Raw genomic sequence first — 24723 nt, 5'->3', positions numbered from 1 at the left:
GGTGCCCTGCACGCGGAAGTCGGCCGTGAACGGGTCCAGGGTCGGGTTCACAAACTGCGGGTCCGCGGTTACGGTGTTGGTGCCCGCAATATCGGTGCGGTAGCCGCCGAAGAAGAGGTTATAGTTGTACACCAAGCCTGACGTCGAGAAGTTGGCGTTCACCTTGGTTTGGTTGTCGGTGACGAGGATGTTGTTCTGCACCAGTATGTTTTTCGACTGGTTGGTGAAGACCTCGCCGCGGTCGCCGGGGTTGCGCTCAGGGGTGCGCGAGTTGAAGTAGAACGTGTTGTTGATGAGGTCGATGTTGGAGGTTTTCAGGCACTGGAAACCGCTGCCGCCGTTGTTCACGCAGAGGTTGTTGGCCACCAGAAACTTGCCGGTATAGGTCGTGGCCGGGTCACTGGTGTCGTTCACGTCGAGGATGATGCCATTGCCATCGGTGTAGCCTCGGCAGCTGGTAGGGCCAGTACCGCTGCGCCACGGCACATAGAGGCGGTTGCCGAAGCTGCGGTTGTTGCGGATAATCATGTGGTAGCCCGGCGCCGTGTCGAAATTCCGGCTCGCGTTCATCGAGATGCCGCTCGTGCCGTAGCGGGTGTACCAGCAGTTGTTGTACACCAGATTGTTCTCAATGGTCACGTAGTCTGAGTCCCCGGTGGCGATACCGGCCCCGCCGCACTCAAAGACCTCGTTGTTGACGAAGCGCAGGTGATGGGGATAGCCGGCGGTAGCGGTGCCGCTCGTTGAGATGCCGTTAGCGTTGTAGATGCCCATGGGGCTGCCCGTAGGGTTGGCGCAGCTGGTGGGCTGGTTGAGGGCGTCGGCCAGCGTCACGTTGCGGTTGTTGCCCTGCACGCGGAAGCCATTGATTTCCACGTACGCCGCCGCATTGGCGACGCGAATGCCCTGGAAAGTGTTGTTCCGGATTTGCAGCAAGGGCCTTTGCGCGTCGGCTGGGTAGTTGCAATACACTATCCAGGCGCCGGCAGCGCCGGGCCGGGTCACCTCCAGGGTAGGATTGAAGGAAAACTGGCCGGTGTAGGTACCTTGGCGCACGAACACGGTGTCGCCGGGCAGCGTGAGGTCGGCCGCGTACTGGATGGTAGCGAAGGGCAGGCTGGGGCTCAGGCCACGGCCCCCGCCAATGGCGTTGACGCCGGTCACGAGGGAGTTGGCTCCAGACGAGACATAGTAGTTCGTGGCCTGGGCGCTGGAGAAGCTGCCTATAGCCACAAGCAAAGGTAAAAGTAAGTGCTTCATTTTGGGTTTTTTGATTGAAAAAGGTTTATGGAAAAAGTGAAGCTAGAATATTCCTGAAATGGTGTAGGTTGAAAATTTGATATGCAGTTCGGTAACTGGAGTAATTGCCACCTGCCAGAGTGCTAGCAATCCTTGCTATGTGCAGCAATGTGAGCAAAGAAAGATAAGTATTTGCAATATTTTTGCTTGTTCAATCATTTTTATTGCTCGTTATCGAAAAATTCTTTGCTCAGCGTTTCTTATCAGCACCGTCAGCGCGTTCAGCATTTTACAGTTCTTAGCTCGAAAAGAGGCCCACGCCAATTGTATTATTCGTTTTTCGATGAATAAAAAAAGCCGTCATGCTTAGGCGCGCTAAGCATGACGGCTTTGAATTTTAGAACTGCCTACTGGCAGCACTACGTTGCTTGTATTCCAATCGACCAGTCGGCCCGTCGATTGAGCTAGGCTTTTTAGTAGCCTGTGTTCTGGATCAGCCTGGGGTTAACATCAATTTCAGCTTGCGGAATGGGGAGAACCACGTTGATTGGTTTGATGCCTTTGGCTACCAGATTAGGGTTGGTGAGGAGCGTGTTGGTGCGCTTCAGGTCATACCAGCGGTCCATTTCGAAGGCTAGCTCGTAGCGCCGCTCCCGCAGTACGGCCGCCTCAAAGTTGGGCGTAGCCGCCGTCAGGTCCCTAGCCGAGGGCGTATTGATGGGCAAGCCGAAAGCCCGACGCCGCACTTTGTTGATAGCTTCCAGGCCCTCCGCCGTTGGACCAACGGATTCGGCCAGAATCAGATACACTTCGGCCAGGCGCAGTACCGGGACGTTGAGGGGCGAATCCAAGCCGTTTGGTAGCGTGCCAACGAAGAACTTGCGCACGTTGAAGCCGAAAGGGGAGCCCTGGAGGGAGGCTGGCTGCACTTGGCCGGCTGGGTTCTTCGGGTCGGGGGGGTACCGGTCGCCCGGCACGAAGACGGTCACCGCCTTGCGGGTATCACCGGGTTCGTAGCCATCCACAAATTCTTTTTCCGGAATATTCTGGCCGAAGCCCCCGCCAGATACCACGTAGGGGTCGCCAAAGAAGCGTGCTCCCCAATACTCGTTAATCGCCGAGCCGGGCCCATCCTGTGTAAATCCGTTCAGCCCGCTCTTGAACTGAACCTCAAACAAGGATTCCCGCCCGTTTTCATTCTCCAGCTTGAAGTTGTCGCCATAATTGGCCCAGAGGCTTTTACCAGAGCCATCAATGACTGTCCGGGCCAGAACGGCGGCTTCGGACTTCTTACCTTCGGTGAGGTATACTTTTGCCAACAGCGCCCGGGCGGCCCACTCAGTGACCCGGCCGACGTCATTGCCCGTGTAGGGCGCGAGGCCCTTCAGGTTCTCGATGGCGTCGAGCAAGTCCTTCTCTATTTGGGTATATACATCGGCAGCCGGGCTGCGGGTCACGCTGCTGGCCTCGGCCGCCGATTTGGCTGGCACCAGCACCAGGGGTACATCCCCAAATGTTCGCACGAGGTAGAAGTAGTACAGGGCCCGCAGAAACTGCGCCTCGCCCAGGCACCGCTTCTTAATGGTTTCGTTCATCGAGATGCCCGGCACGTTAAACAGCACCTGATTGGCCGCGCCAATTCCCACGTAGGCGCGCTGAAAGAGGTTGGTGACAACCGCGTTGGTCGGTGGAATTAGAAAATTGTCGACCTGCTGAAACTGAATGCCGTCGGAGGCGCCGCCCCCACCCGTAACAGAGTTGTCCGACATGATATCAATGGCCCATAGAGAGCCATTGAACATTCCCTGCTTGTTTAGCTGCGAGTAGGCCGAGGTAGTAGCCTGAATAGCATCGGTTTCATTGGTGTAAAACGTCTCGGTCGAAGCCGCGTTGCGCGGCTGCAACTCAAGGTAGTCTTTGCTACAGCCAGCCAGCAACCCCAGGGTGAGCAAGGCGGTACCAAAGACTCTTTTCTTCATCGGAAACGGAGGATTTATCAACATATTAAGCAAAAGTTAAGGAGTGAGGGGCGGCCTGCCTGGACGCTTAAAAGCCCAGGTTGATACCAGCCAGGAAGACGCGCGCCTGCGGGTAGATGCCCCGGTCAACACCCAGACTGTTGCCTTGGTTGCCGAGTTCAGGGTCAAAGCCGTCGTATTTAGTGAAGGTCGCCAGATTCTGAGCGCTCACATACACTCTGATGCGCTGGCTGTGCAAGGCGGTAAGCAGCGAGGCCGGCAGGTTGTAGCCCAGCGTAAGCAGCTTAATCCGCATGTAGGAGCCATCTTCTACGTAGTGGCTGGAAGCGCGGCTGTTCTGGTTGGGGTCGCTGAAAACGGCCCGGGGAACGTAGTTGCTGGTGCCGGGGCCGGTCCAGCGTTCCAGCGCGATGGCGCCTGCGTTCGTTGCGGCGGCCAAGCCTCCTCCCTCAAGGTAATAGCGGTTCAGGTTATAGACGTCGTTGCCCTGCGAACCCTGCAAAAACACGTTCAAATCGAAGCCTTTGTAGCTAAAGGTGTTGTTTAAGCCATACGTGAAATCAGGATTTGGGTCACCAATGAAGGTCCGGTCACTGCCGTTTACAACGCCATCGCCGTTCAAGTCCTTGAACTTGATATCACCTGGAGCAGTGCCCGCGTTTTGATAGAAGTTGGTTGGTGAAGCGGCGTTCAAAGCGGCTAGCTCATCGGCCGTCTGAATCAGCCCATCGGCCACGTGGCCGTAGAAAGCCCCAAAAGGCTGGCCTACATCGTAGCGCACTAGGCTGGAGCCTCCCCGGGCAAGTTGGCCATTGAAAGGCCTGCCTGCGCCCAGCGATGTAATCTCGCTGCGGTAAGCCGATACGTTCAGGGTTGTTGACCAGGTGAATCCATTGTCACTGCTGGTGAAGTTTTCCGTGCTGATTGACAAGTCAATGCCGCGGTTGGTAGCAGAAGCCGCATTGGTAGGAATGTCGTCGCTGGTGCCTGATACTCTGGATACCGGTACGTTGACCAGCAGGTTTGGCGATTTACGGCTATACACATCGATGGTACCCGAAATGCGGTTTTGGAACAAGCCTACGTCCACGCCCACGTTATACTGCTCGTTGGTTTCCCAGCGTAGCTCGGTGTTCGCCAGGCGGGTGGGTACGCCCCCAATCAACTGGTTTTGAGCACCTGTGCCGAATACGTAGCCCGTGATAATGCCGGAGTTGATGGTAGACAAATAACCGAAGTTGCCGGCGTTGAGCGGGTTGCCCACCTTGCCGTAGCCGGCTCGCAGCTTCAGGCTGGTGAGGTAGGTAATATCCTTGAGGAAGCTTTCCTCCGACAAGCGCCAGCCCACCGATACCCCCGGGAAGAAGCCGAACTTGCGTCCCTCCGCGAAGGCCGAAGACCCATCATAACGGGCAATGGCCGAGAGCAGGTACTTGCCCGCAAACTCGTAGTTGGCCCGGCTAAAGTAGCTCTGCAATCGGTTACGACTGTTTCCGCCAGTGTTGGTGCGTTGGTCGTTAAGGGGGCCCTGGTCTAGGCCTTGTAAGGTATTGGTTAGGTAGCCCGTCCGGGTACCCCCCAGGTAGAAGTTGTCAAACTGTTGAGCCGATTGCCCAACCAGTAGGGTCACCTGGTGTTTTTCAGCAAACAGGTGGTCGTACGTTACGGTGTTCTCAATCAGGTAGCTGGGAGAATAGTTGGAGTTGCTGTTTGCAGAAGCAAGCTGGGGCGTGTACCGAACGGAACCAGGAATGGAGGGGTAAAACTGGTCGTTCTGATTGAACTGGAGGTCGGCACCAATATTGGTCCGCACCCGTAGTCCCTTCAGTGGCTCCAGCTCGGCGAACAAGGTCGTCGTAACCCGGTTGCGGTTGTTCTTCAGACTGGGCCGCAGCGTTTCCGCTACGGGGTTAGGCTCTCCAAACCGGTCAGTAGGAGTAGTGCCAAACTCGTAGAAGCGGCCATCGGGTCTGCGGACCGGCAAAAACGGCGGCGCCTGAATAGCCAGCTGGATGGGACCCACCGACTCACTGTTCTCATTCGGCAACGGCCTTTCCTCCTGGTGGCTGAGGGCCAGTGTATTACCAATCTTCAAAACCTTGGAGAGCTGCACGTCCCCATTCGTCCGCAGCGTAAAGCGTTGGGCGCTGGAATTAATAATGGTACCATCCTGCTGGAAGTAGCCCGCGCTAACGGCATACCGGGCCTTTTCACTACCTCCCGTGGCCGAGATGGAGTAATTCTGGATTTTAGCCGGGCGGAATATCTCGTCCAGGTAGTTGGTTGTCGGGAGAGCCGCTATTTTCTCGGGGGTGTCGAAGAGCGGATTGAGCGGCCGGATATCGCTCGTAGTCTGGGTGTTGTAATTATTATACGCCTCGTTGTTGAGCTGCGCGTATTGCTGGGAGTTGAGGAGCGGCACTTTCCGCCATACACTCTGCGTGCCTACGTAGCCCTCTACGCTGATGTTGGAGGTACCCGCCTTGCCCCGCTTAGTGGTAATAATGACCACTCCATTGGCAGCCCGCAGCCCGTAGATAGCGGTGGCCGAAGCGTCTTTCAGCACATCAATGCTCTCGATATCATTTGGGTTGATGCTGCTGAGTTCGGTGCCGGTTGCGTTGCCACTGCCATTAACGGCCGCGGGCAATGGGAAGCCGTCAACCACGTACAGCGGCGAGTTGTTGCCGGCCGACGTGATGCCGCGTATCCGGATGGACGTGCCGCCCTGCCCGCCCGGCGAGCCGGAGTTGGACACCACCTGCACCCCAGCTGCCCGGCCCTGAATGGCCTGGGCCGGGTCGGCCACCGGCTGCGCCGCAATGTCGCGGCCCGAAACCGAGGCCACGGCGCCGGTCACGCTCTGGCGCTCCTGAGTGCCGTAGCCTACCACCACCACTTCTTTCAGGGCCTGCGTGTCTTCTACCAGCTTAATAACCAAATCGGTGGTTGCACCAGTTATGGGTACTTCCTGCTTTACAAATCCCACTGAGCTGATAACCAGTACACTGTTTTCGGGTACGCTGAGACTAAAGCTGCCGTCGACCCCGGTCGAAGTGCCGGTATTGGTGCCTTTCACGAGCACCGTCACGCCCGGCAAGCCTTCGCCGTTAGATTGAGTTACCCGGCCCGATACCGTGACATCCTGCACGGCTTTTTTACTGTTGACCAGCGGCAAGACCACTGCGGGCCTGACGTTCTCTGTTACGATAAAGTAGTTATCGTTCAGTTTTTTAAAGCCCAGATCGGCCAGCGGCAGTACCTCATTCAAGCGCGCTTCCAAAGATGCTTCGTTGGTGGGCAGCGGCACGCGCTTGTCACCTACCAGCTTGCTTTCATAAAAGATGGAAACCTGATACTCGCCCTCCCATTGCTTAAGCAACGATTTTAGAGGCACCATTTCGACCACCGGTGAGGGAGCCATGGCGGGCATTTGCCGCACGTAGCTGGAAGCCAGCAGCTGCGCCGAAGCCGGAGAGCAGGTGCTGCCGAGTAGTAACACACCGGCTACCAGGCCTGCCGGACGGGCGTAGTGCCACGCCTTGTGCATAGGGTGTATATTCATTGGGGGTTTATGGGAATTTGGTGGTGGGATTAGCATGAGAAGAAGGCTGTGCAGAGAGCAGAATGCGGTTACCCTGGCGGGTAGCCTGCAGATGAAAAGCTTCCTGTAGGGCCAGTAGTAGCATGTCGAGGTCGCGCACGGGCACGGTGCCGGTCATTTTTCGGTTGTTGAGTTCGGGAGATTCCACCGCCACCTCCAGGCCGTAGGTGTCGTGCAGGCGGGCCGCCAGCTCGGCAATGGTGGTTTCGTCGAGCACGAGCCGGGCATCTTTCCAGGCCGCGTAGGGGGCCGTGCGCACGGCCTTGTGCACCACGGCCGCAGGCTGGGCATCGTGCGTTTCGACCAGCTCACCGGGCTTCATGAGCAGGTCGGGCTGCTTGGCATTGTCGAAGTGCAGCCGCACCTGGCCGGAGAGCAGCACCACGCGGGCCAGGTCGCGCCGACGGTTGACGGTGAAGCGGGTGCCGAGCACTTCCACGTTGAACCCAGCCTCGGTATGCACGATGAAGCGCTGGTGGTTAGGTTGGTGCTGAACGGCGAAGTAGCCCTCGCCATCGAGCCAGACCTCGCGCGGCTTATCGGAGCCCCAGGTAGCGGCGTAGCGCAACGACGAGTGGCCGTTGAGAGTAACCTGTGAGCCATCGGGCAGGTGCAACTGCCGCGTTTGCCCGTAGGCGGTGGCCACCTGCACGGGGGCTGGTGGAGTGCGCAGCCACCAGGCGCCGCCAGCCAGAGTGGCAACTACGGCCGCGGCCGCGCTCCAGCGGTACCAAGTAGAAGTAGGCTGGCGGCGTTGGGCCGGCGGTTGGCCAAAGTTTAGGCGCTGATGCAGGTGGCCGAGTAGGGCCTCGTAGTCGGGCTGGTCGGAGTCTGGAACTGGGGGAGGAGCTTGGGCAAGCTTATCCCAGTGCTGGCGCATCCAGTGCTGAGCCTGGTCCTGGTTGCTGGGCTGGGCCAGCCAAGCGCGCACGGCAACAGCTTCGGCAGCCGAGGCACGGCCATCAGCATAGCGGGCAACAAGGGTAGCGGTAACGAGTATCTGCATATAATTCGGTAATTCAGGCGAGCAGAGTTGGCACGCTAGGGAGTGCCACAATCATTATAAAACCAAGGAGCCAAGCACTGGCCGCGAGGCTTCGTGCCCAAATGGGCTACCAAACACAGCCCAGCCTCGGAGTACAGTACTACACTGCAAGCCGGCATCCCCCTTACTCCCCCTGAAAAAATATTTTAGCTGGCGCCCAGCGCCAGCGCCAGCACTACACCCAGTATCTCGTTGCCATTGGCCCGGAAATAGGTCCGCAAGAATTTAAGCGCTTGCATTATCTGTGTCTCAACCGTTTTCACCGACAGGTTGAGCTGCTTGGCAATTTCTGGATAAGAAAGGCCCTGCTGGCGGCTGAGTATAAAAATCTGCCGGCGCTTGGGCGGCAGTTTTTCCAGCGCGGCCTGATATAAGGCTTCCATTTCGGAGTACTCGGCCCCGTTGGTAGCTGTGCTGGGCACTAAGCCCGCCACGTGTGATTGGAAGCGAAGCTGATGCTGGCCACGCCGCAGCTGGTTGAGAATGGCGTGGTGCGCCGTAGTAAACAGGTAGCCTTTCAGGGGCGTGTCGTCGCGCAGCTGCTGGCGCTTCTCCCATATTTTAAGGAAGCAGTCCTGCACAATCTCCTCAGCTTCGACCCGGGATTTCAGGTAGCTGAATGCGAAACGGTAAACCAGCGAGCTATAATGCCGGAATAGTGCATCAAACGCACGCTCATCGTCCAGCTTAATCTGGCGAAGACAATAGGATTCCGAAAAACCGCGCGCAATTTCCAATGGGTGCCTGCTAAATCTGTATAAAAGTAACAGGAAATTGACGTTAGAAGCCGTGAAATTGCCAAAAACAGGCTGGGTATTGCTGGAAGGATTCCAAACTAAGCCGATAATCGGACCACCGCTACTCAGGTAAAAGCCAGACGTTGGTACGAGCGGCAGATATGGTAGGAGAAGATGGATGTTCATAGCAATTGGTCTGACTGAGACCAATGCAGACGCCAGCAAAAGGGAAAAAGGGATTAATGCAAAAAGCCCCGGTGCGGGTGCACTGAGGCTTTTGCTGTAGAGAGAGGACTCGAACCTCTAATTTTACTAGCGAGATAGGCTAGCGCGTCTGCCAGTTCCGCCACCCCACAGGGTTTGTTGATGTGAAACTACGTAAAATAATTTCCGGAAGAAAATAATTTTAAATATTATTGTTGTGTTAATATTTTGTTTATAGGGCAATTCCGGTACGAAAAGATTAGCTGTTTATCGAATAATATCGGGCTCAGATTGCTGTAAAACCAGATTTTCGACTTCATAACTCGCTATTTATCTTTGATAGAAAAAATAGTAAAAATAGTGAGTGAGGCGACCATTCGCAAAATCATCCATTTGGACATGGATGCATTTTATGCTTCCGTGGAGCAACGCGACCATCCTGAGTTGCGCGGCAAGCCCCTAGCAGTGGGGGGCGCCCGGGAGCGGGGGGTGGTAGCGGCGGCCAGCTACGAGGCCCGGCAGTTTGGAGTACGGTCGGCCATGCCTTCTGCTACGGCGCTGCGCAAGTGCCCGGATTTGGTATTCGTGCCGCCCCGTTTTGCGGTCTATAAAGAAGTGTCACGGCAGATTCGTGCCATTTTTGCCGAGTACACGCCACTGATTGAGCCCGTGTCGTTGGACGAAGCCTACCTCGACGTGACCCACAACCTCAAACAGATGGCTTCGGCCACCCAGATTGCGCGGGAAATCAGGGCTAAAATTTTGGCTGAAACCCAGCTGACGGCCTCGGCGGGTATCTCCTACAATAAGTTTCTGGCCAAGCTGGCCTCCGACTTTCGGAAGCCCAACGGGCAGTTTGTGGTGCGGCCCGAGCAAGGACTGGCCTTTGTGGAAGGGCTGGTGGTGGGGCAGTTCCACGGCGTGGGTCCGGTCACGGCCGCCCGGATGAATCAGCTGGGCATCTTTTCCGGGGCCGACCTGCGGGAGCAAACCGAAGCGTTTTTGCAGCAGCATTTCGGAAAAATGGGGCGCTACTATTTCGCTATTGCCCGCGCCCAGGACCACCGCCCGGTGGTAGCCGACCGGCTGCGCAAATCGGTGGGTTCGGAAACCACGTTTGCCCAGGACCTGACCGCATTTACGGACCTGCTGGATGGGCTGCGGCCTTCCATCGAAGAAGTATGGGAGTACTGCCAGCGCAGCGGCGTGCTGGGCCGTACCATTACGCTGAAGGTAAAGTTTGCGGACTTCCAGCAAATCACGCGTAGCCGCAGTAGCGTGGGCCCCATTCCGAACCAAGCCGTAATGGAGCGCATTTGCCGGGAGTTGATAGAGTCGTTGTTTCCGCTGGCGAAAGGCGTGCGGCTGCTGGGAGTGTCACTATCCAACCTGAACACGGGCCAGCCGGCGGCCGGAGTATCCCTGGTGGGGCGGCAGCTGACCCTGAGCTTGTAGGACTTATAGTGGTATGCTATAACTTAAGTGGCCGCCCCCGCAACTAATTCGGTTGCTTTTCGACTTTGTACCGTAATTACTGGTGCGATTCTGGTTAGCTAAGCATCATCTTTACAGTCTGACCTGGCTTGCGCCCGCGTGCAGCCGGAAGCAGGTGCTACCATTTCTCTTTAATTCCCTCCCTCTCCGCATGCAATTTCCCCAATTTAAGCTGGGATTATATTCCACCTTGGCCCTGCTGGGGCTGGCTTCTTACTCTGTATACCAAGGCACGCCCTCGCGCGACCAAGTGGTACTTGGTACCATGCTGCAAGGCCTGACGGTGGCCCATTACCAGCCCGAGAAGCTGGACGACCAGTTTTCGCAGCGGGTATTCGACCTCTACCTCAAGCGCGTCGACGTGAATAAGCAACTGCTACTGGCCCCCGAAGTGGCACAGCTTAAGCGGTTTCAAACTAAAATCGACGATGAATTGAAGGGCGGTACGCACGAGTTTCTGGATGTAACCAGCCAGATTCTGACTAAGCGGACCGTGGAAATTCAAGCCTTGTACCGTCAGATTCTGGCCAAACCCTTTGACTTTACGGTACAGGAAAGCTGGGAAACCGACCCCGCCAAGGCCGTTTACGCCGCCACGCCCGCTGAGCAGCGCGAGCAGTGGCGCAAAATGCTGAAGTACCAGACCCTGGCTCGCCTCTCGGAGCTGATGGACGATGAGGCCCGTAAGAAAGACAAGCCTTTGGCCGCAACCAAAGTCGGCGCCTCACCCGGTACCACTTCTGACAAAGTCAGCACGCCGGCCGAGATGGAGGCCGAGGCCCGCAAGCGCGTGCTGAAATACTATGATGAAGCCTTCACCGACCAGTTAAAGGAGGATGCTAACGACCGGCTGGCAGAGTTCGCCAACGTTATTGCCAACACGTACGACCCGCACACCGAATACTTCGCGCCCATTGCCCGCGACAACTTCGACATTGCCATGTCGGGCCGCTTGGAAGGCACTGGCGCGCTGCTGCAGCAGGACGAAGGCCACCTCAAGGTATCAGACATTGTGGCCGGTTCGGCGTCGGCCCGGCAGGGCGAGCTGAAGGTGGGCGACATTATTCTGCGCGTGGCTCAGGGGGCCGCCGAGCCGGTGAGTGTGGAAGGCATGCGCTTCGAAAAAGCCGTGAAGCTGATTCGAGGCCCCAAGGGCACGGAGGTGCGCCTGACGGTGCGCAAACCCGACGGCGCCACTGTGGTGATTCCCATCATCCGCGACGTAGTAGTGATTGAGGAAACTTACGCTCAGTCGGCCCTTATCAAGCAAAATGGCCGCAAGTTTGGCTACATTCACCTGCCCGGCTTCTATGCTGATTTCGGGGGCAAGGGTGGCCGTAGCAGTGCCGCTGACGTGAAAGCCGAACTAGCTAAGCTCGCGAAAGAAAACGTGGCCGGGGTGGTGCTCGACCTGCGCTACAATGGCGGCGGCTCGCTGCGCGACGCCGTGGACATGGGCGGCCTCTTCGTACCCAACGGCCCCATGGTGCAAGTGAAAGCCGGCCGTGGCCCCGCCCAAGCCGTGAACGACCAGGACCCGCAGGTGCAATACGCCGGTCCGCTGGTGGTGCTGGTGAACAAGTACAGCGCCTCGGCCTCCGAGATTCTGGCCGCGGCCATGCAGGACTATCGCCGCGCCATCGTGATGGGCAGCACGACTTATGGCAAGGGCACGGTGCAGCAGCTATTCGACCTCGACAACGCTGTGTCGGCGGAGGTGAAGGCGTTCAAGCCGCTGGGCTCGCTCAAGCTCACCATCCAGAAATTTTACCGCGTGAATGGCGGCTCGACGCAGTTTAAGGGCGTAGTGCCGGACATAACCCTACCCGATGCCCTAGCCTCGTATGCCAAGGGTGAGCAGGAGTCGGAGTATCCGTTGCTGTGGGACGAAATTGCACCAGCCACGTACCAGCCCACCAATACCCTGCCGGTCCTTGATAAGCTGAAGGCCGCCAGCGCCGCGCGCGTAGCCGCCAGCCCCGGTTTCCGGCTCATCACCGAGGCCGCGCAGCGCGCCACCGAGCGCCGCAAAGAAACCAATCTCTCGCTGAACCTAGCGGCCTACCGCGCCAGCCAACTACAGGCCCGCGCCGTGAACAAGCAACAAACCGCCGCCCAAAATGCGCTGCCCTCACTCGACGTGGCCCAGCTATCGGCCGATGCCAGCACCGACTCAACTGCCGCCAAGCGCCTGACACGTTTCCTGAAGCCCCTGCGCAAAGATGCCGCTTTGGCCGAAGCCGTGGCTGTGATTGGCGACGAGCTGTAGTAACTGAGAGGTTAAAAACATAAAAGAGCCCCCGTCGCTACTCGCACGACGGGGGCTCTTTTATGTTCCAGCCACTTATGTGCTTAGAATAATGTTTTGATTAGCAATGGTTTTTTATGAAAATAGTCTGTTGCTACAAAGCCTAGCCTAGGTGGGATGGTTTAAAGCGCTAGCGGGGTGTAACCGGAGGGCGCCACCAGCCCCACCCAAGCGTACGCCCCAGTCCTTAAGTGGCTACTTCGCCCTGGGCTTGTATATCAGGATTTTGCTCAATGTTCGTTGTTAACGAATCTGCGTATGCAGCAGGCTAACTTACGTGAAGTGCTTACTTTCGTCGTATGCCTGATTCCGCTGCTATCCCTGTATCCTTCTCTGCTGAACTCCGCGATGCCTTTCCGTTGGATGACTTGCTCGCGGGGGTCTTTGCTGCGTCACTGACAGCCTTAGCGCTACTCAAGCCTATCTGGACGGAAGAAGGTGGGGCAATTATAGATTTTACCGTCGTCCTGCTCAACGAGGCCGGGCAACGCATGTTGGGGCAGCCTGCTCAGACGCACATGGCGCTATTTTCGAGTGCTGGCCCCACCGGTGTGTTTGACTTTTACTGTGGCGTATTCGAGACCGGGCAGCCCGGGCAACGAGAGCTTAACTACCAGCACGACGGGCTTGACAACTATTTCCGGATTTCGGCTCGTCGCGTGGGTCAGGGGCTGGTGGTGAGCTTTACGGACACGGCCAGCGAGTCGCGCACGGCTGTAGAAGTGGCCCTACGCGAAAGCCAGGCCCGTGAGCAAGCCGCCCGCATCGAAGTTGACAATCAACGCGCTGCGCTCTACGAAACCTTTATGCAGGCCCCGGCCATGATTTGCATCTTCGCCGGGCCCGACCACGTGTTTGAGTTGGTGAACCCGCAGTACCAGCAGCTGGTGGGTGAGCGGCCGCTGTTGGGGCGGCCCATTCGCCAGGCCATGCCGGAACTGCAAGGCCAGTCTATTTTCGGCTTGCTTGATGAAGTGTACCGCACCGGCGAAGTATTTCGGGCCAACGAAATGCTTGTGCAGCTGGATAATTATAATTCCGGCGGGCAGGAACTGGAAAAACGCTACTACAATTTCATCTACCAGCCCCGGCGCAACGCCCAGGGCGCCGTCGATGGCATCCTCGTCTTTGCCTACGAGGTGAGCGAGCAGGTGCGTGCACGCCAGCAGTTGGAAGCGACGGAGCAGCAAGCCGCCCAAACGAATGAAGAGCTGGCGGCGGCCAACGAGGAGCTGCAAGCCGCCAATGAAGAAGTCCGGTTAACCAACGACGACCTCTTCCACGCTCAGCTGACACTTCGCGAGTTGAACCAGGAGCTGGAAGCCCGAGTGGCCGACCGCACATCACGCCTGCGCGCCGCCCAGACCGAAGCAGAACGGCAGCGCGCCCGCCTCGAACGCTTTTTCATGCAGGCTCCGGCGGCCATCTGCGTGCTCGACGGCCCCGATTTGGTATTCGAACTGGTGAACCCAGAGTACCAAGCGCTGTTTCCGGGGCGCCGGCTGGCGGGCCAGCCTTTGTTGGAAGCTATGCCCGAACTGGCCAATCACCCCGTGTGGCATAGCTTGCGGGAGGTGTACGAAACGGGGGTCACTCATTACGAGGAGAGCATGCTGATTCCGGTAGCCCGCTACGAGGGTGAGCCGCTCGAAGACAGGTACTTCAACTACGTACAGCAGGCCCGTTATGATGAAAATGGGCAGATTGACGGCATTCTCGCCTTTGCCTTCGAAGTAACCGAGCAGGTGCGCGCCCGTCAGCAGTCCGAAGAGTTACAGGCTCAGGCCTTGCAAAATGCCGAACAGTTGGTACGCCAGCGGGAAACCCTTTACCAGGTGTTTGAGCAAACGCCGGCCAGCGTGGCCATTCTGCGCGGGCCCGAGCACCGCTTCGACTACCTCAATCCTGGCTATCAGGCGCTGTTTCCGGGGCGCAAGCTGTTAGGGCTGCCACTGGCCGAGGCGCTGCCCGAAACCGTGGAGTTTGGTTTCGTGGCGCTGCTTGACCAGGTGTATGCCACCGGTGAGCCATTCTTTGGTACTGAGCTACCCCTGCAGGTGTATGATACGGCCGGTAACCTGCTGCCCGAGGCTTATTACACCTTCACCTATCAGGCTTATCACGAAGATGGGGCCACGGTGGGCGTGTCCATCTTTGCCTTTGATGTGACCGAACAGGTGCATGCCCGGCGGCGCTCCGAGCAGATGCAGGCCGAGGCGCTGCAAACTGCTGAGCACCTGGCCCGCCAGCGCGAAACCTTGCATCAGGTGTTTGAGCAAACGCCGGCGCTGGTTTTTATTGCTCGCGGCCCGGAGCACCGCATCGATTACGTGAACCCCGCCTACCAATCCCTGTTCCCGGACCGGGTACTTATGGGGCAGCCTACGGCCGTTGCCATTCCCGAAGCAGCGGAGCACGGTTTCATTGCTCTGCTCGACCACGTGTATGAGACCAACAAGCCGTATTTCGGTAACGAGGTACTGGCCGGTACCCGTCGCCTGGATGGCCACGAGGTGCCTCGCTACCTGAATTTTACCTACCAGGCTTACCAGGAAAACGGGGTGACGGTTGGCGTGTCGTCCTTCGCCTTCGACGTGAGTGAGCAGGTGGCTGCCCGTCAGCAGGCCGCCGCGCTGCAAGAAGAAGTGCGGCAGCGCGATGCCCAATTGCAGGACCTGTTTGAGCAAGCGCCCGTGTCCATTGCCGTGATGCGCGGCCCCGAGTTTGTGGTGGAACTGGCCAACCCAGGCATGTGCACGCTCTGGGGACACACCCGCGAGGAGGTGCTGGGCCGGCCCATGCTAACCTGCATGCCCGAACTGCGCGGTCAGGGCTTCGACCTGCTACTGGAAGGGGTGATGGCCACCGGCGTGGCCTACTCGACCCAGGAAAAGCCCGCTCAGCTTTACCGCCACGGCCAAACGGAAGTGGTGCACGTCAACTTCGTATATCAACCGCTACGCAATGGGGAGGGCCACATCACGGGCGTAGCCGTAGTGGCCACCAACGTGAGCGAGCAGGTAGCCGCCCGCCAGCTGCTAGCCGAAGCCAATGCCGAGCTGACCGCCGCTAACCAAGCCGTGAGCGCCCGCAACGAGGAGCTGGCCGCCGCTAACCAGCAGCTCATCCGCACCAATCAAGACCTCGACAATTTCGTGTACGCGGCCTCTCACGACCTCAAGCAGCCCATCAACAATCTGACCGGGCTCTTCGAGGAGCTGCGCTATTCCACCGTCTTCACCGACCCCGACGAGCAGGCCCTGCTGGTGCCCATGCTGGACGAGGCCCTGCGCCAGCTGGCCACTACCATCGACGACTTGGCCGCCGTGGGCCAGATGCAGCGCCTGCCCAACCTGCCGCCCGATACCGTGGCTCTTGATGAGCTGACCCAGGAAGTGCTCCAAACGCTGCAACCTCAGGTGCAGGCCGCGCGTGCGCGGGTCACCACCGACTTCGCAGCCCGGCCCACCATTTCCTACGCCCGTGCCAACCTGCGCACCATCCTGCTCAACCTGCTGGGCAATTCTCTCAAGTACGCCGACCCCAGCCGGCCCTGCCGCGTGCATCTTTCGCTGTGGGTAGAGGAAGACCGGCCGCTGCTACTGGTGGAAGACAATGGCCTGGGCTTCGACGTGCGGCGGCACAAGGGAGAGCTATTTCACCTCTTCCGCCGCTTCCACGACCACACCGAGGGCACCGGCGTGGGCCTCTACCTCGTCAACCGCATCGTGCAGAGCAACGGCGGCCGGGTGGAAGTGGAGAGCGAGGTAGGAGTCGGGACGACGTTTCGGGTGTTTTTGTAGGAGTAGAATGACCCGATATACAAGATTCTCTGCTGATGTCGAGTGAGTGGATGAATGGAATACTATCGGGCTGGGGTGCGAACTTTGTGGTTTGCGCTCCAGCGCTTTCTCACCCCAAATCACTACATGAAAGCCTTTATCTTCGACCTGAACGGGACCATGATTCACGACATGGAATACCACACCCGTGCCTGGCAGTACTTATTTAACCACGACCTAGGCGCCAATTTCACCTGGGAGGAAGTAAAGCGCCAGATGTATGGTAAAAACCCGGAAGTAATGGTCCGGATGTTCGGTACTGACCGGTTTACCGACGAGGAAATGACGCACTGGTCGCTGGAAAAGGAGAAGCGCTACCAGCAGGAGTTCCTGCCGCACCTCGCACTGCTGCCGGGGCTGCCTGCGTTTCTGGAGCGGGCTCATCAGCAAGGTATTCCAATGGCCATTGGCTCGGCAGCTATTCCATTCAACATTGATTTCGTGTTGGATAACCTCAATATTCGGCACTATTTCACCACCATCGTCAGCGCCGACGACGTGGTGCTGAGCAAGCCTCACCCCGAAGTTTTCCTAAAGGCCGCCGCTCTGCTCCAGGTCGCGCCGGCCGATTGCATCGTGTTTGAGGACGTGCCCAAAGGAGCCGAGGCCGCCTTGAATGCCGGCATGAAAGCCGTGGTGCTCACCACCACGCACGACGTAGCTGAGTTTGCGCACCTACCCAACGTGCTGCGTTACGCGTCGGATTTCACCGATGAGGTTGTAAATGCGCTGGTGTAAGCACTATACTTTTCCTTCGCTATTTATGCCTCAAACCAGGGCCAGGCAAAGGTTCGGCAGCACCCCGGCAGAACCGGCTCAGTAGCAGCTAATGAGTGGCGTTCTTGCCTCTAGCGTCAATAGCTCAAACACCTTAACAGAGGCGTTGTGCGGTTGAACCTGCCGCCATTGGGGGTAGCAATGCCGCCTTGCTTTGATGAACCCATACACCAGCGACAACGGAGCATATTTAACAAATTGTTTTCTTCTGTTGCTGCTCACTCAGTTGGAAGCAGCCCCCTCAGGTCGAAGGATAACGCCTTGGCTAGCGCCTCGTCGGGGAAGATGTTGTTGCTCGTGATAAGTTGCTTCCGGATTAGCTCGCGCCTTATCCTCAAGGAAAGCCTTGTGCCTCATAAGGGTATAAATCCCTGAGAAAAAGCTTAGCTAACCAGCTTCGTTGATAAGAAAAAATTTGGATTAAACTTTTAACCCAAGCTGTAGCTGATACGGTGATAGAGAACCTGCTTGGTACGAGCCGCTTGGCCTGGCAGAGCGTTTTTAGATAGATTGGACGTCAGATGGTGAATTACTTACGTGGGGTGGTGATTGGTGAAAACCGCTAATAGAATTATGCAATAGTGTGTTTGGTTAAGGGTCGATTGGTAAGAAAAAAAAATGTATATTTAGTCGAGAAAGGGCTGCGGCAACTGCTCGGCTCTTTCCACGATTCACACTTTTCACTCCACACTTTTTCCTCTATGTAAACATGAAAACAAACGCAACACTTAACTTCTCGCTGTATGATTACACGCGAAGGCTCCTGACCTTCCTGACAAAACTGCCAAAGGGCTTTTTGGGTCTGTGCTGCTTTTTAGCAGTGGCCGGCCTGGCTGTTCCCCGCGTCACCTTCGCGGCAACCCTGCCGTCTGGGTTTTCGGAAACCCGCCTAGCGGCGGGGCTCGACCCGAACGGGATAGAGTTTGCGCCCGACGGCCGGCTGTTTGTCACCATCAAATCGGGCAGCATCCGCATCATCAAGAATGGCGCCTTGTTGGCCACGCCCTTCGTGACTATACCCAACGTGGATGCTAGCAACGAGCGTGGGTTGCAAACTGTCATCTTCGACCCAGCATTTGCCACCAACGGCTACGTGTACGTGTACTACACAACGGCCGTAGCTGGCCGGCCGTCGCACAACCGCGTGAGCCGTTTTACGGCTGGGGGCGACGTGGCCCTGGCCGGTAGCGAACGGGTGCTGATTGAATTTGACGACCTGGTTTCGAGTGGCTGGCATAACGGCGGCGGGCTCGTGTTCAGTGGCGGCAAGCTATTCATCAGCACCGGCGAAAACAACCTGGGCTCCAACGCGCAAACTCTCAGCAACCTACTGGGCAAAGTGCTGCGCATCAACCCCGACGGTTCCATTCCGACCGACAACCCGTTTTACACGACAGCCACCGGCGCCAACCGCGCCATCTGGGCGCTGGGTTTTCGCAACCCTTTCCGGGCCGCCGTGCAGCCCGGTACCGGCCGTGTGTTCGTCAACGACGTGGGCGGGGACTTCGAAGAAGTGAACGACGTTACGAATGCCGGCGGCAAAAACTTTGGCTGGCCCGGCTTCTCGGGCGTGCGAACCACCCAGACCGCGCCGGCCAACTACCAGGACCCACTTTACGCTTACAACCACAGCGGGGGCGCCTGCGCCATCACGGGCGGCACGTTTTTCAACCCCTCTTCCTCGCGGTTTCCCAGCGGCTACGTGGGCAAGTATTTCTACACCGACTACTGCAACACCGCTATTAAGGTCCTGGACTTTGCCAACGGCAATGCCGTGACGACGTTTGCCACGGGCATCGACCGGCCCATTGACGTGAAAGTCAGCCCCGATGGCAACCTCTACTACGTAGCCCGCGGCGGGTTGGGTGGTGGCTCCAGCGACGACAACACGTCCAGCAACGAAGGCGAAATCTGGCGGGTGCAATACGTGGGCAACGACGCGCCCAGTATTTCGGCGCAGCCTGCAAACACGACGGCTGCGGTGGGCAGCTCGGTGAGCTTTGTGGTGGGTGCTTCGGGTGGCGCGCCGCTCGCCTACCAGTGGCAGCGCAACAACGTGAACATTGCCGGCGCCACCACGTCCGGGTACACCATCCCGAATGCGACGCTCGCCGACAACGGCGCCCGTTTCCGGGTGATAGTCACCAATGCCGTGTCGAGCGTAACCAGCAACAGCGCTACGCTGACAGTGACTACCAACCGCGCCCCTACGGCCGACATCACCACCCCGCTCTCGACGCTTACATACCGCGCCGGCGACGTCATCAGCTTCTCGGGTACGGGCACCGACCCAGAGAACGGCGCGTTGCCGGCCAGCGCGTTTTCGTGGCAGGTCGATTTCCACCACGACGACCATTCGCACCCCGGCCCGCCACCGGTGTTTGCGGGCGGCGCTACCACCGGAGCGAGCGGCACGTTCACCATCCCAACGCGCATCGAAACCGCATCCAACGTGTGGATCCGACTGTCTTTGCGCGTCACGGACGCGAATGGCGCCACCAGCAAGCGGGATTCGGTGGACATTTACCCCCGCTTCAGCACGTTGCGCTTTGCCACCAGCCCGGCGGGCCTGCAAGTGGGGCTCGACGGGCAATCCATCGCCACGCCGGCCACGGTGCTGGGGGTAGAAGGCGTGGAGCGGGAGCTGAGCGTGCCTTCGCCCCAAACCCTGAACGGCACGAGCTACGAGTTTGTGAGCTGGAGCCAGGGCGGCGCGGCCTCGCAAACCATCTTCACCCCCACCGACGACGTGACGTACACCGCCACATTCCGGGCAGTGCCGGGCTCCACGGGCATTCAATCGGGGGCAGTTTATGAGTTGGCGCCGGAGCATGCCACCGGCTCGCGGCTGAACGTGCTGTCGTCAGGCACGGCCAACGGTACGCAAATCAATATTTTGCGCAGTGCTGGCATCACTGCTCAAGCCTGGAAATTGACGAATGTAGGCGGCGACGTTTACCAACTCAATTCGCAGGTTGTGGGCGCCACCGGCAGCCGCCTGGACGTAAACGGCGGAAGCAATGCCAACAATGCCAAAGTTCAGCTGTGGGGCAACAACGATAGTGCGGCTCAGAAGTGGAAGTTCATCAGCGTGGGCAACGGGGTTTACGAGCTGGAGCCACAGTGCGCCATCGGGAAACGCTTGGACGTTGCGGCTTTCGGCACCGCCGATGGTACCAAAGTAGAAACGTACACGGCCAATTCGGGCAGCAATCAGCGGTGGCGGTTGATTCTAAAATCAGCTCCAGCGGCCCGTCAGGCATCGGCGGAGGGAGCGAAAGCGGCGGCTGCCGGGAATACCCTGGAGATTTATCCGAATCCCGTCACGGACCAGGCTACGTTTCGGTATGAGCTGAGCCAGGCTGCTACCGTGCGACTGGAGGTGGTCGACGCGTTGGGCCGCCGCGCCGCTCTTCTCGTGGACGGCGTGCCCCAGGCTACCGGCCCGCACCAAGCCACATTCAACACCCAAGCACTGAAAAGCGGCACGTATCGGGTTATACTCAGAACCGATACAGCGGTTCAATCCCAGTCCTTGCTGCTCGTGCACTAACCTTTTTTAGGACGCCCTATACTGCTTTTGCAGAGGCTGAACTAGCAAAAACCGCCTGGAAGATATTCCAGGCGGTTTTTTATGCTAACTCACAGCCTAATTGGCTTTCGTGTTCCATTCAGGTACTACCTGACGCAACTCCACTAGATGTTGCAGTTGCGGACCAGTAAGTACACTTCCTCATCAGCCGTTAAGATGCCGTCAGCATGACGGCGCTCCAGGTCGGCTAGTTCAGCGCGCCACCAGACAGACCCAGCGGTGCGGGTGGCATCGGCACCTCCACCGGCGGCACGGGCGGCGGAGCCGGGCTAGGATTCAGCACGTTAAAAACCTCGATGCGCTGTTGTTAATGTTTTCGGCGCGTTGGAAAAACATTAACACAAGTTTTGTTAACGTTTTTCCAACGCGCCGAAAACATTAACAAGAGATTCTGCTACTGCTTTTCTTGTCACCGCGGAACCTCCACCATGCCCGTTGCGCCCATCGCTGATGCAGCAGCGGCAACTAGCTTCTGGCAACAGGCACAGGTGCAGACGGCGTTTAGTTTGAGCGAGTCCCGTTTTAACTAACCTGTTCGCCTGCCATCAACGGAGCATGCGCATGGTCGTGTCCAGGCGTTGGGTGAGCAGCAGGTCGCGGCACTGTTGGCGCAGGCTGATTTGGGCCTGGCGATGCTCGCCCTTTTGAAACAAGCGCACCTTGTACTTCTCGCCGGGCTCCATCCGGCGCAGGTTCAGGTAAGTGAGCTTGCCCTTGGCGTTGCTCATAGGCTCGCCGTTCTGGATGCGTTCGATGCGCCTGTTGTTGTTGCCGAACAGCGCCTGTAAGGGTTTGAGACCAACGAATAGATTGCTGCGACCGTCGAAGCCATAGTTACCACTGATTTCCAGATTGCTCAGGTTGCTGTTCAGGTGCAGGCCGGGAATGAGCAGCTGGCCCTTGCTGAGCAGGAACTCGCTGCTGAAGGGCTCGAAGTACAGGTGGCTGGTGCGCTCGACTTTCATAAAGCGCAGGGCCTCCATCAGCACCTCCACATCCAGCAGCTCTAGGTTGCGAAAATTGGTTTTCAGGTACCCGCTCGTTTGCTGCAAGCGGGGCAGCAAGGTGGCGTCGAGGTCGGTGCGTACATCGACCACGCCGCGTAGGCTGCCCCGGATATTGTCGCTGCCCAGCAGGTTAAAGCCCATGTTGGTGGTGGCGGCAAACAGGGCGGGTAGCTGCACATCTTCCAGCTGCAGCTGGGCGCGGGTGGCGTGGTGGTTGCGGTTGGCAGTACTCAAGATGCGGCCTTGCAGGCTAATGCGACCCTGCAAGGCATTCACCGTGCAGTTGTCGAGGCGGGCTTCGCCGTCTAGCAGGTGCGACACCAGCCGAAACTGACTGCCACTGATGGCGGCGTAGTGCACCCGGTCGGCCTCCACGCGCAGCACCGCGCTCAGCACCCCGTTCGATACCATGGAGGGATTGGCCTGCGATTGCCGCCGCTGGGCCCGGCGGGTAGCGCGGCGCTCATTCCGGGCCAGGGTTATTGCCGTCGTTGCTGAGTCGGCGGGCGTGGTGAGGCTGGCAATCAGGGACAGCAGACGTTGCACGTCGAGCGTGGCGTAGCGCAGGGTCATGTCGGCATCGGCGGCCAGCAGGCGCATGTTTTCTACCTGAGCAGTGGCGGTGGCTTCGCCGCGCCCGCCTTCCGGCGTCAGAAACCGTAGGTAGGGCATTCGCATCACGGCGCCCGTTTTTTCCAGCCGCAGGCTCACCTGGCTCAGGTTTTCGTCCTCGGGCAGCTGCATCTGGTCGATATCGATGGTTAAGTGACCATTGGCCGCCAGCAGCAAATCGCGCAGGGCCGGGCTGCCCGCGCCCGGCGCCTGGGTTGCTATCCGGGACCGGGCTTGCTTGCGCCGGGCCGCACGCGCGGCCCGTTGCTCCGGAGTGGCTAGGGGCTGCGACAGCCGGGCCACGAATTGCTGATAGTTGAGGGTTTCGAAGTGCACGCCCAGGTCGTACTGCACGGGGGCCACCCGGTTGGCCGAGTCGGTGGGCCATTCGGCGTTGCCGCGCACGTTGGCGCCCCACACTTGGCCGGCCAGGTTGCGCAGCTGCACCCGTTGGCCGTCGTGGCGCACGGTCACGGCCAGGTTGCGGAGGGTATCGGTGGCCAGCAGCAGGTATTGGCAGCGCAGGTCCACGTCCAGGAGCAGGCCCGGCGGAATGAGTTCGCTGCCCAACGTGACGGCCAGCTGGGCCTTGTCGCGGAGCACCCGTACCCGCCGGGGGCGGTTGTTGCGCAAAAAACCGTCGCTGGCCGTGCGGGGCACCCGCCGCATCAGGCTGCGCAACCGGGCTATGCTCAGCTCATCCACCGCAAACTGCCCGCTGATGCTGGCTGTGGCGTGCAGCCCGGTGAGATAATCGAGCAGGTGAGTGGTAGTGGCCGAGGCCTGAAAGCGCATCTCATTCAGTAAGCCCGAGGCGTTGGAGAGCTGCCAGACACTATCATTCAATCCCATCCGCACATTCAGCTGCGAGAGGTCGGCCCCGCGCACGGGCAGCAGGAAGGAGGCATTACGCAGAGTAGCGGTGCCGCGTACCGAAAGGGTTGCCTGGTATGTGCCCTGAGACGTGCCGTAGCCCGGCTGGCCGGGGCGCGGGGGCAACAGGCCGCGCAGGTGCACATCAAGGTCGGCCAGGCCCCCACGGGCGCGCCAGCGTCCCGGCGATATCACGGCGGCCAGCTCGGGCAGCTCGGTGCGCCCCCGCAAGCGCGCATCCAGGAAGGGTTTGGTGAAATCACGCAGTGTCAGGGCCACATCAAGCTGGCCCGCGCGGGAGTAGATGCGGCATTTTTGCAGGGTGAGCACCGTCGATTTGGGGTTGTGTTGCGTGCCGTTGTCATAGCTGCCTTGCAGGTCCCAGCGGTTGATGCGGCGGGCCGAGTCGGGCCATTGCAGGCTGGCCCCGCGCAACCCAAACGTCAGCACATTGCGCGGGCTCACCGTCGGGCCGCTCAGCCCCGTGATGGTGTAGTGAATGTGAGCCTTGCTGGGGCTGACGGCCCCGGCCAGGTAGGGCTCCAGGCGCGGGGGCAGGGCGGCGCGCAGCACTTCGGTCAGCGGTTGGTTGCCCACGAAGCGTAGGTTCATGAGGGTGCCCACCGGCTGCTTCGGGTCCACGGTATGGGTGCCGCTCACCCGGATGGTGTCGCCGTTGAGCGTGGCGCGGGTGTTCCACAGGTGCCCTTGCCGGTTGGCGAAGCGGTAGGTGTAGTGCACCCAGGCCTGCACCGGCTCGCGCTCAAACAGGGTGCCCGCTCTGGTGCGGAGGTAGCTCAGTTGCCCGTCGAGAGTACCGGCCACCCGCAGCACCCCGTTTCGCAGCCGCGCCCTGAGCCGGGCCTGCCGGGCCGCCGCGCCAAAGGCACTGCGGGCGTAGGCATTTTGCGAACTCATGCGGAAATTGTTAACAATCAGTTCATCCAGACTCAGGTTGAGCACAGGGGCCGATGCGGTGCCTTTGCGGCGCTTGCCCCGCAGCCCCCAGGTGCGCCCCAGCGAGTCGGTACGCTCCTGAAAATCGACGTCGGTCAGCACGAGGCGGGTAATCTGCACCCGCTTGCGCAGCAGGCTAAGCAGCTCTAGGCACAGGTCGGCGCGGTCAATCTGGAGCACCCGCACCGTTTTATGATGGGACGTATCGGTCAGGCTGAGGTGTAGAACGGAAGCGGTCAGGTGCGGAAAATCGCGCCAGAGCGACATTTCCACTTTAAAAGGAGCCAGTACCAGCTCGGAGTCGTGCGTGAGGCTGTGGCGAACAAACTGCGCCACCTGACGCCGGACAAAGCTGCTGCCCAGCAGCCACACGGCCACTCCCAGCCCCACCACGCCCAGCAGCACCACCGATGCCAGCACACGTCGTAAGGGAAAGGATTTCATAGTAGAAGC

The 24723-nt window shown here is 59.0% G+C and carries 11 protein-coding genes and 1 tRNA gene; 5 read left to right on the top strand and 7 right to left on the bottom strand.

The features are described from left to right. From WX88_RS12890 to WX88_RS12865, 6 genes are all read right to left on the bottom strand, one after another. On the bottom strand, nt 1–1233 hold a 1233-nt coding region (locus tag WX88_RS12890; protein WP_197076774.1), incomplete at its 3' end, for a right-handed parallel beta-helix repeat-containing protein. Nucleotides 1234–1712: 479 nt separating this feature from the next. Further along, on the bottom strand, nt 1713–3218 hold the full coding sequence (locus WX88_RS12885; protein WP_046244786.1) for a RagB/SusD family nutrient uptake outer membrane protein: 1506 nt from the start codon (nt 3216–3218) through the stop codon (nt 1713–1715). Nucleotides 3219–3285: 67 nt separating this feature from the next. Then, nucleotides 3286–6783 (bottom strand): SusC/RagA family TonB-linked outer membrane protein, encoded by a 3498-nt coding sequence (locus tag WX88_RS12880; protein WP_197076773.1) that lies wholly within the window; start codon nt 6781–6783, stop codon nt 3286–3288. 7 nt (nt 6784–6790) lie between these two features. After that, on the bottom strand, nt 6791–7828 hold the full coding sequence (locus tag WX88_RS12875) for a FecR family protein (protein ID WP_052732640.1): 1038 nt from the start codon (nt 7826–7828) through the stop codon (nt 6791–6793). 185 nt (nt 7829–8013) lie between these two features. Then, nucleotides 8014–8604 (bottom strand): RNA polymerase sigma-70 factor, encoded by a 591-nt coding sequence (locus tag WX88_RS12870; protein ID WP_052732639.1) that lies wholly within the window; start codon nt 8602–8604, stop codon nt 8014–8016. Nucleotides 8605–8884: 280 nt separating this feature from the next. Next, a tRNA-Asp gene (locus WX88_RS12865) sits at nt 8885–8960 on the bottom strand. A gap of 184 nt (nt 8961–9144) precedes the next feature. Between WX88_RS12865 and dinB the strand changes: the two genes are divergently transcribed. The 5 genes from dinB to WX88_RS27605 all read left to right on the top strand — a co-directional run bounded on the left by dinB (nt 9145) and on the right by WX88_RS27605 (nt 20782). Continuing rightward, nucleotides 9145–10263 (top strand): DNA polymerase IV, encoded by a 1119-nt coding sequence (gene dinB / locus WX88_RS12860; RefSeq protein ID WP_046244785.1) that lies wholly within the window; start codon nt 9145–9147, stop codon nt 10261–10263. A gap of 190 nt (nt 10264–10453) precedes the next feature. Next, a complete protein-coding gene (locus WX88_RS12855) occupies nt 10454–12571 on the top strand; it encodes a carboxy terminal-processing peptidase (protein ID WP_052732638.1) in 2118 nt (705 codons plus the stop codon). Between the two features lie 338 nt (nt 12572–12909). Then, nucleotides 12910–16413, top strand: coding sequence for a PAS domain-containing protein (locus WX88_RS27610; RefSeq protein WP_052732637.1), 3504 nt, complete (start codon nt 12910–12912; stop codon nt 16411–16413). A 126-nt stretch (nt 16414–16539) separates the two neighbouring features. Continuing rightward, complete coding sequence (locus tag WX88_RS12845) at nt 16540–17190, top strand: HAD family hydrolase (protein ID WP_046244784.1); 651 nt, start codon at nt 16540–16542, stop codon at nt 17188–17190. A 748-nt stretch (nt 17191–17938) separates the two neighbouring features. Beyond that, complete coding sequence (locus WX88_RS27605; RefSeq protein ID WP_082116011.1) at nt 17939–20782, top strand: PQQ-dependent sugar dehydrogenase; 2844 nt, start codon at nt 17939–17941, stop codon at nt 20780–20782. Nucleotides 20783–21366: 584 nt separating this feature from the next. Here WX88_RS27605 and WX88_RS12830 read toward each other — a convergent pair. Beyond that, the gene (locus tag WX88_RS12830; RefSeq protein WP_082116010.1) at nt 21367–24714 is read right to left on the bottom strand and encodes an AsmA-like C-terminal region-containing protein; all 3348 of its coding nucleotides are present in this window, start codon (nt 24712–24714) and stop codon (nt 21367–21369) included. Nucleotides 24715–24723: the final 9 nt, after the last annotated feature.

It is taken from the genome of Hymenobacter terrenus, assembly GCF_000972495.1.
Classification (GTDB): domain Bacteria; phylum Bacteroidota; class Bacteroidia; order Cytophagales; family Hymenobacteraceae; genus Hymenobacter; species Hymenobacter terrenus.
This window is presented reverse-complemented; position numbering and strand designations above follow the sequence as displayed.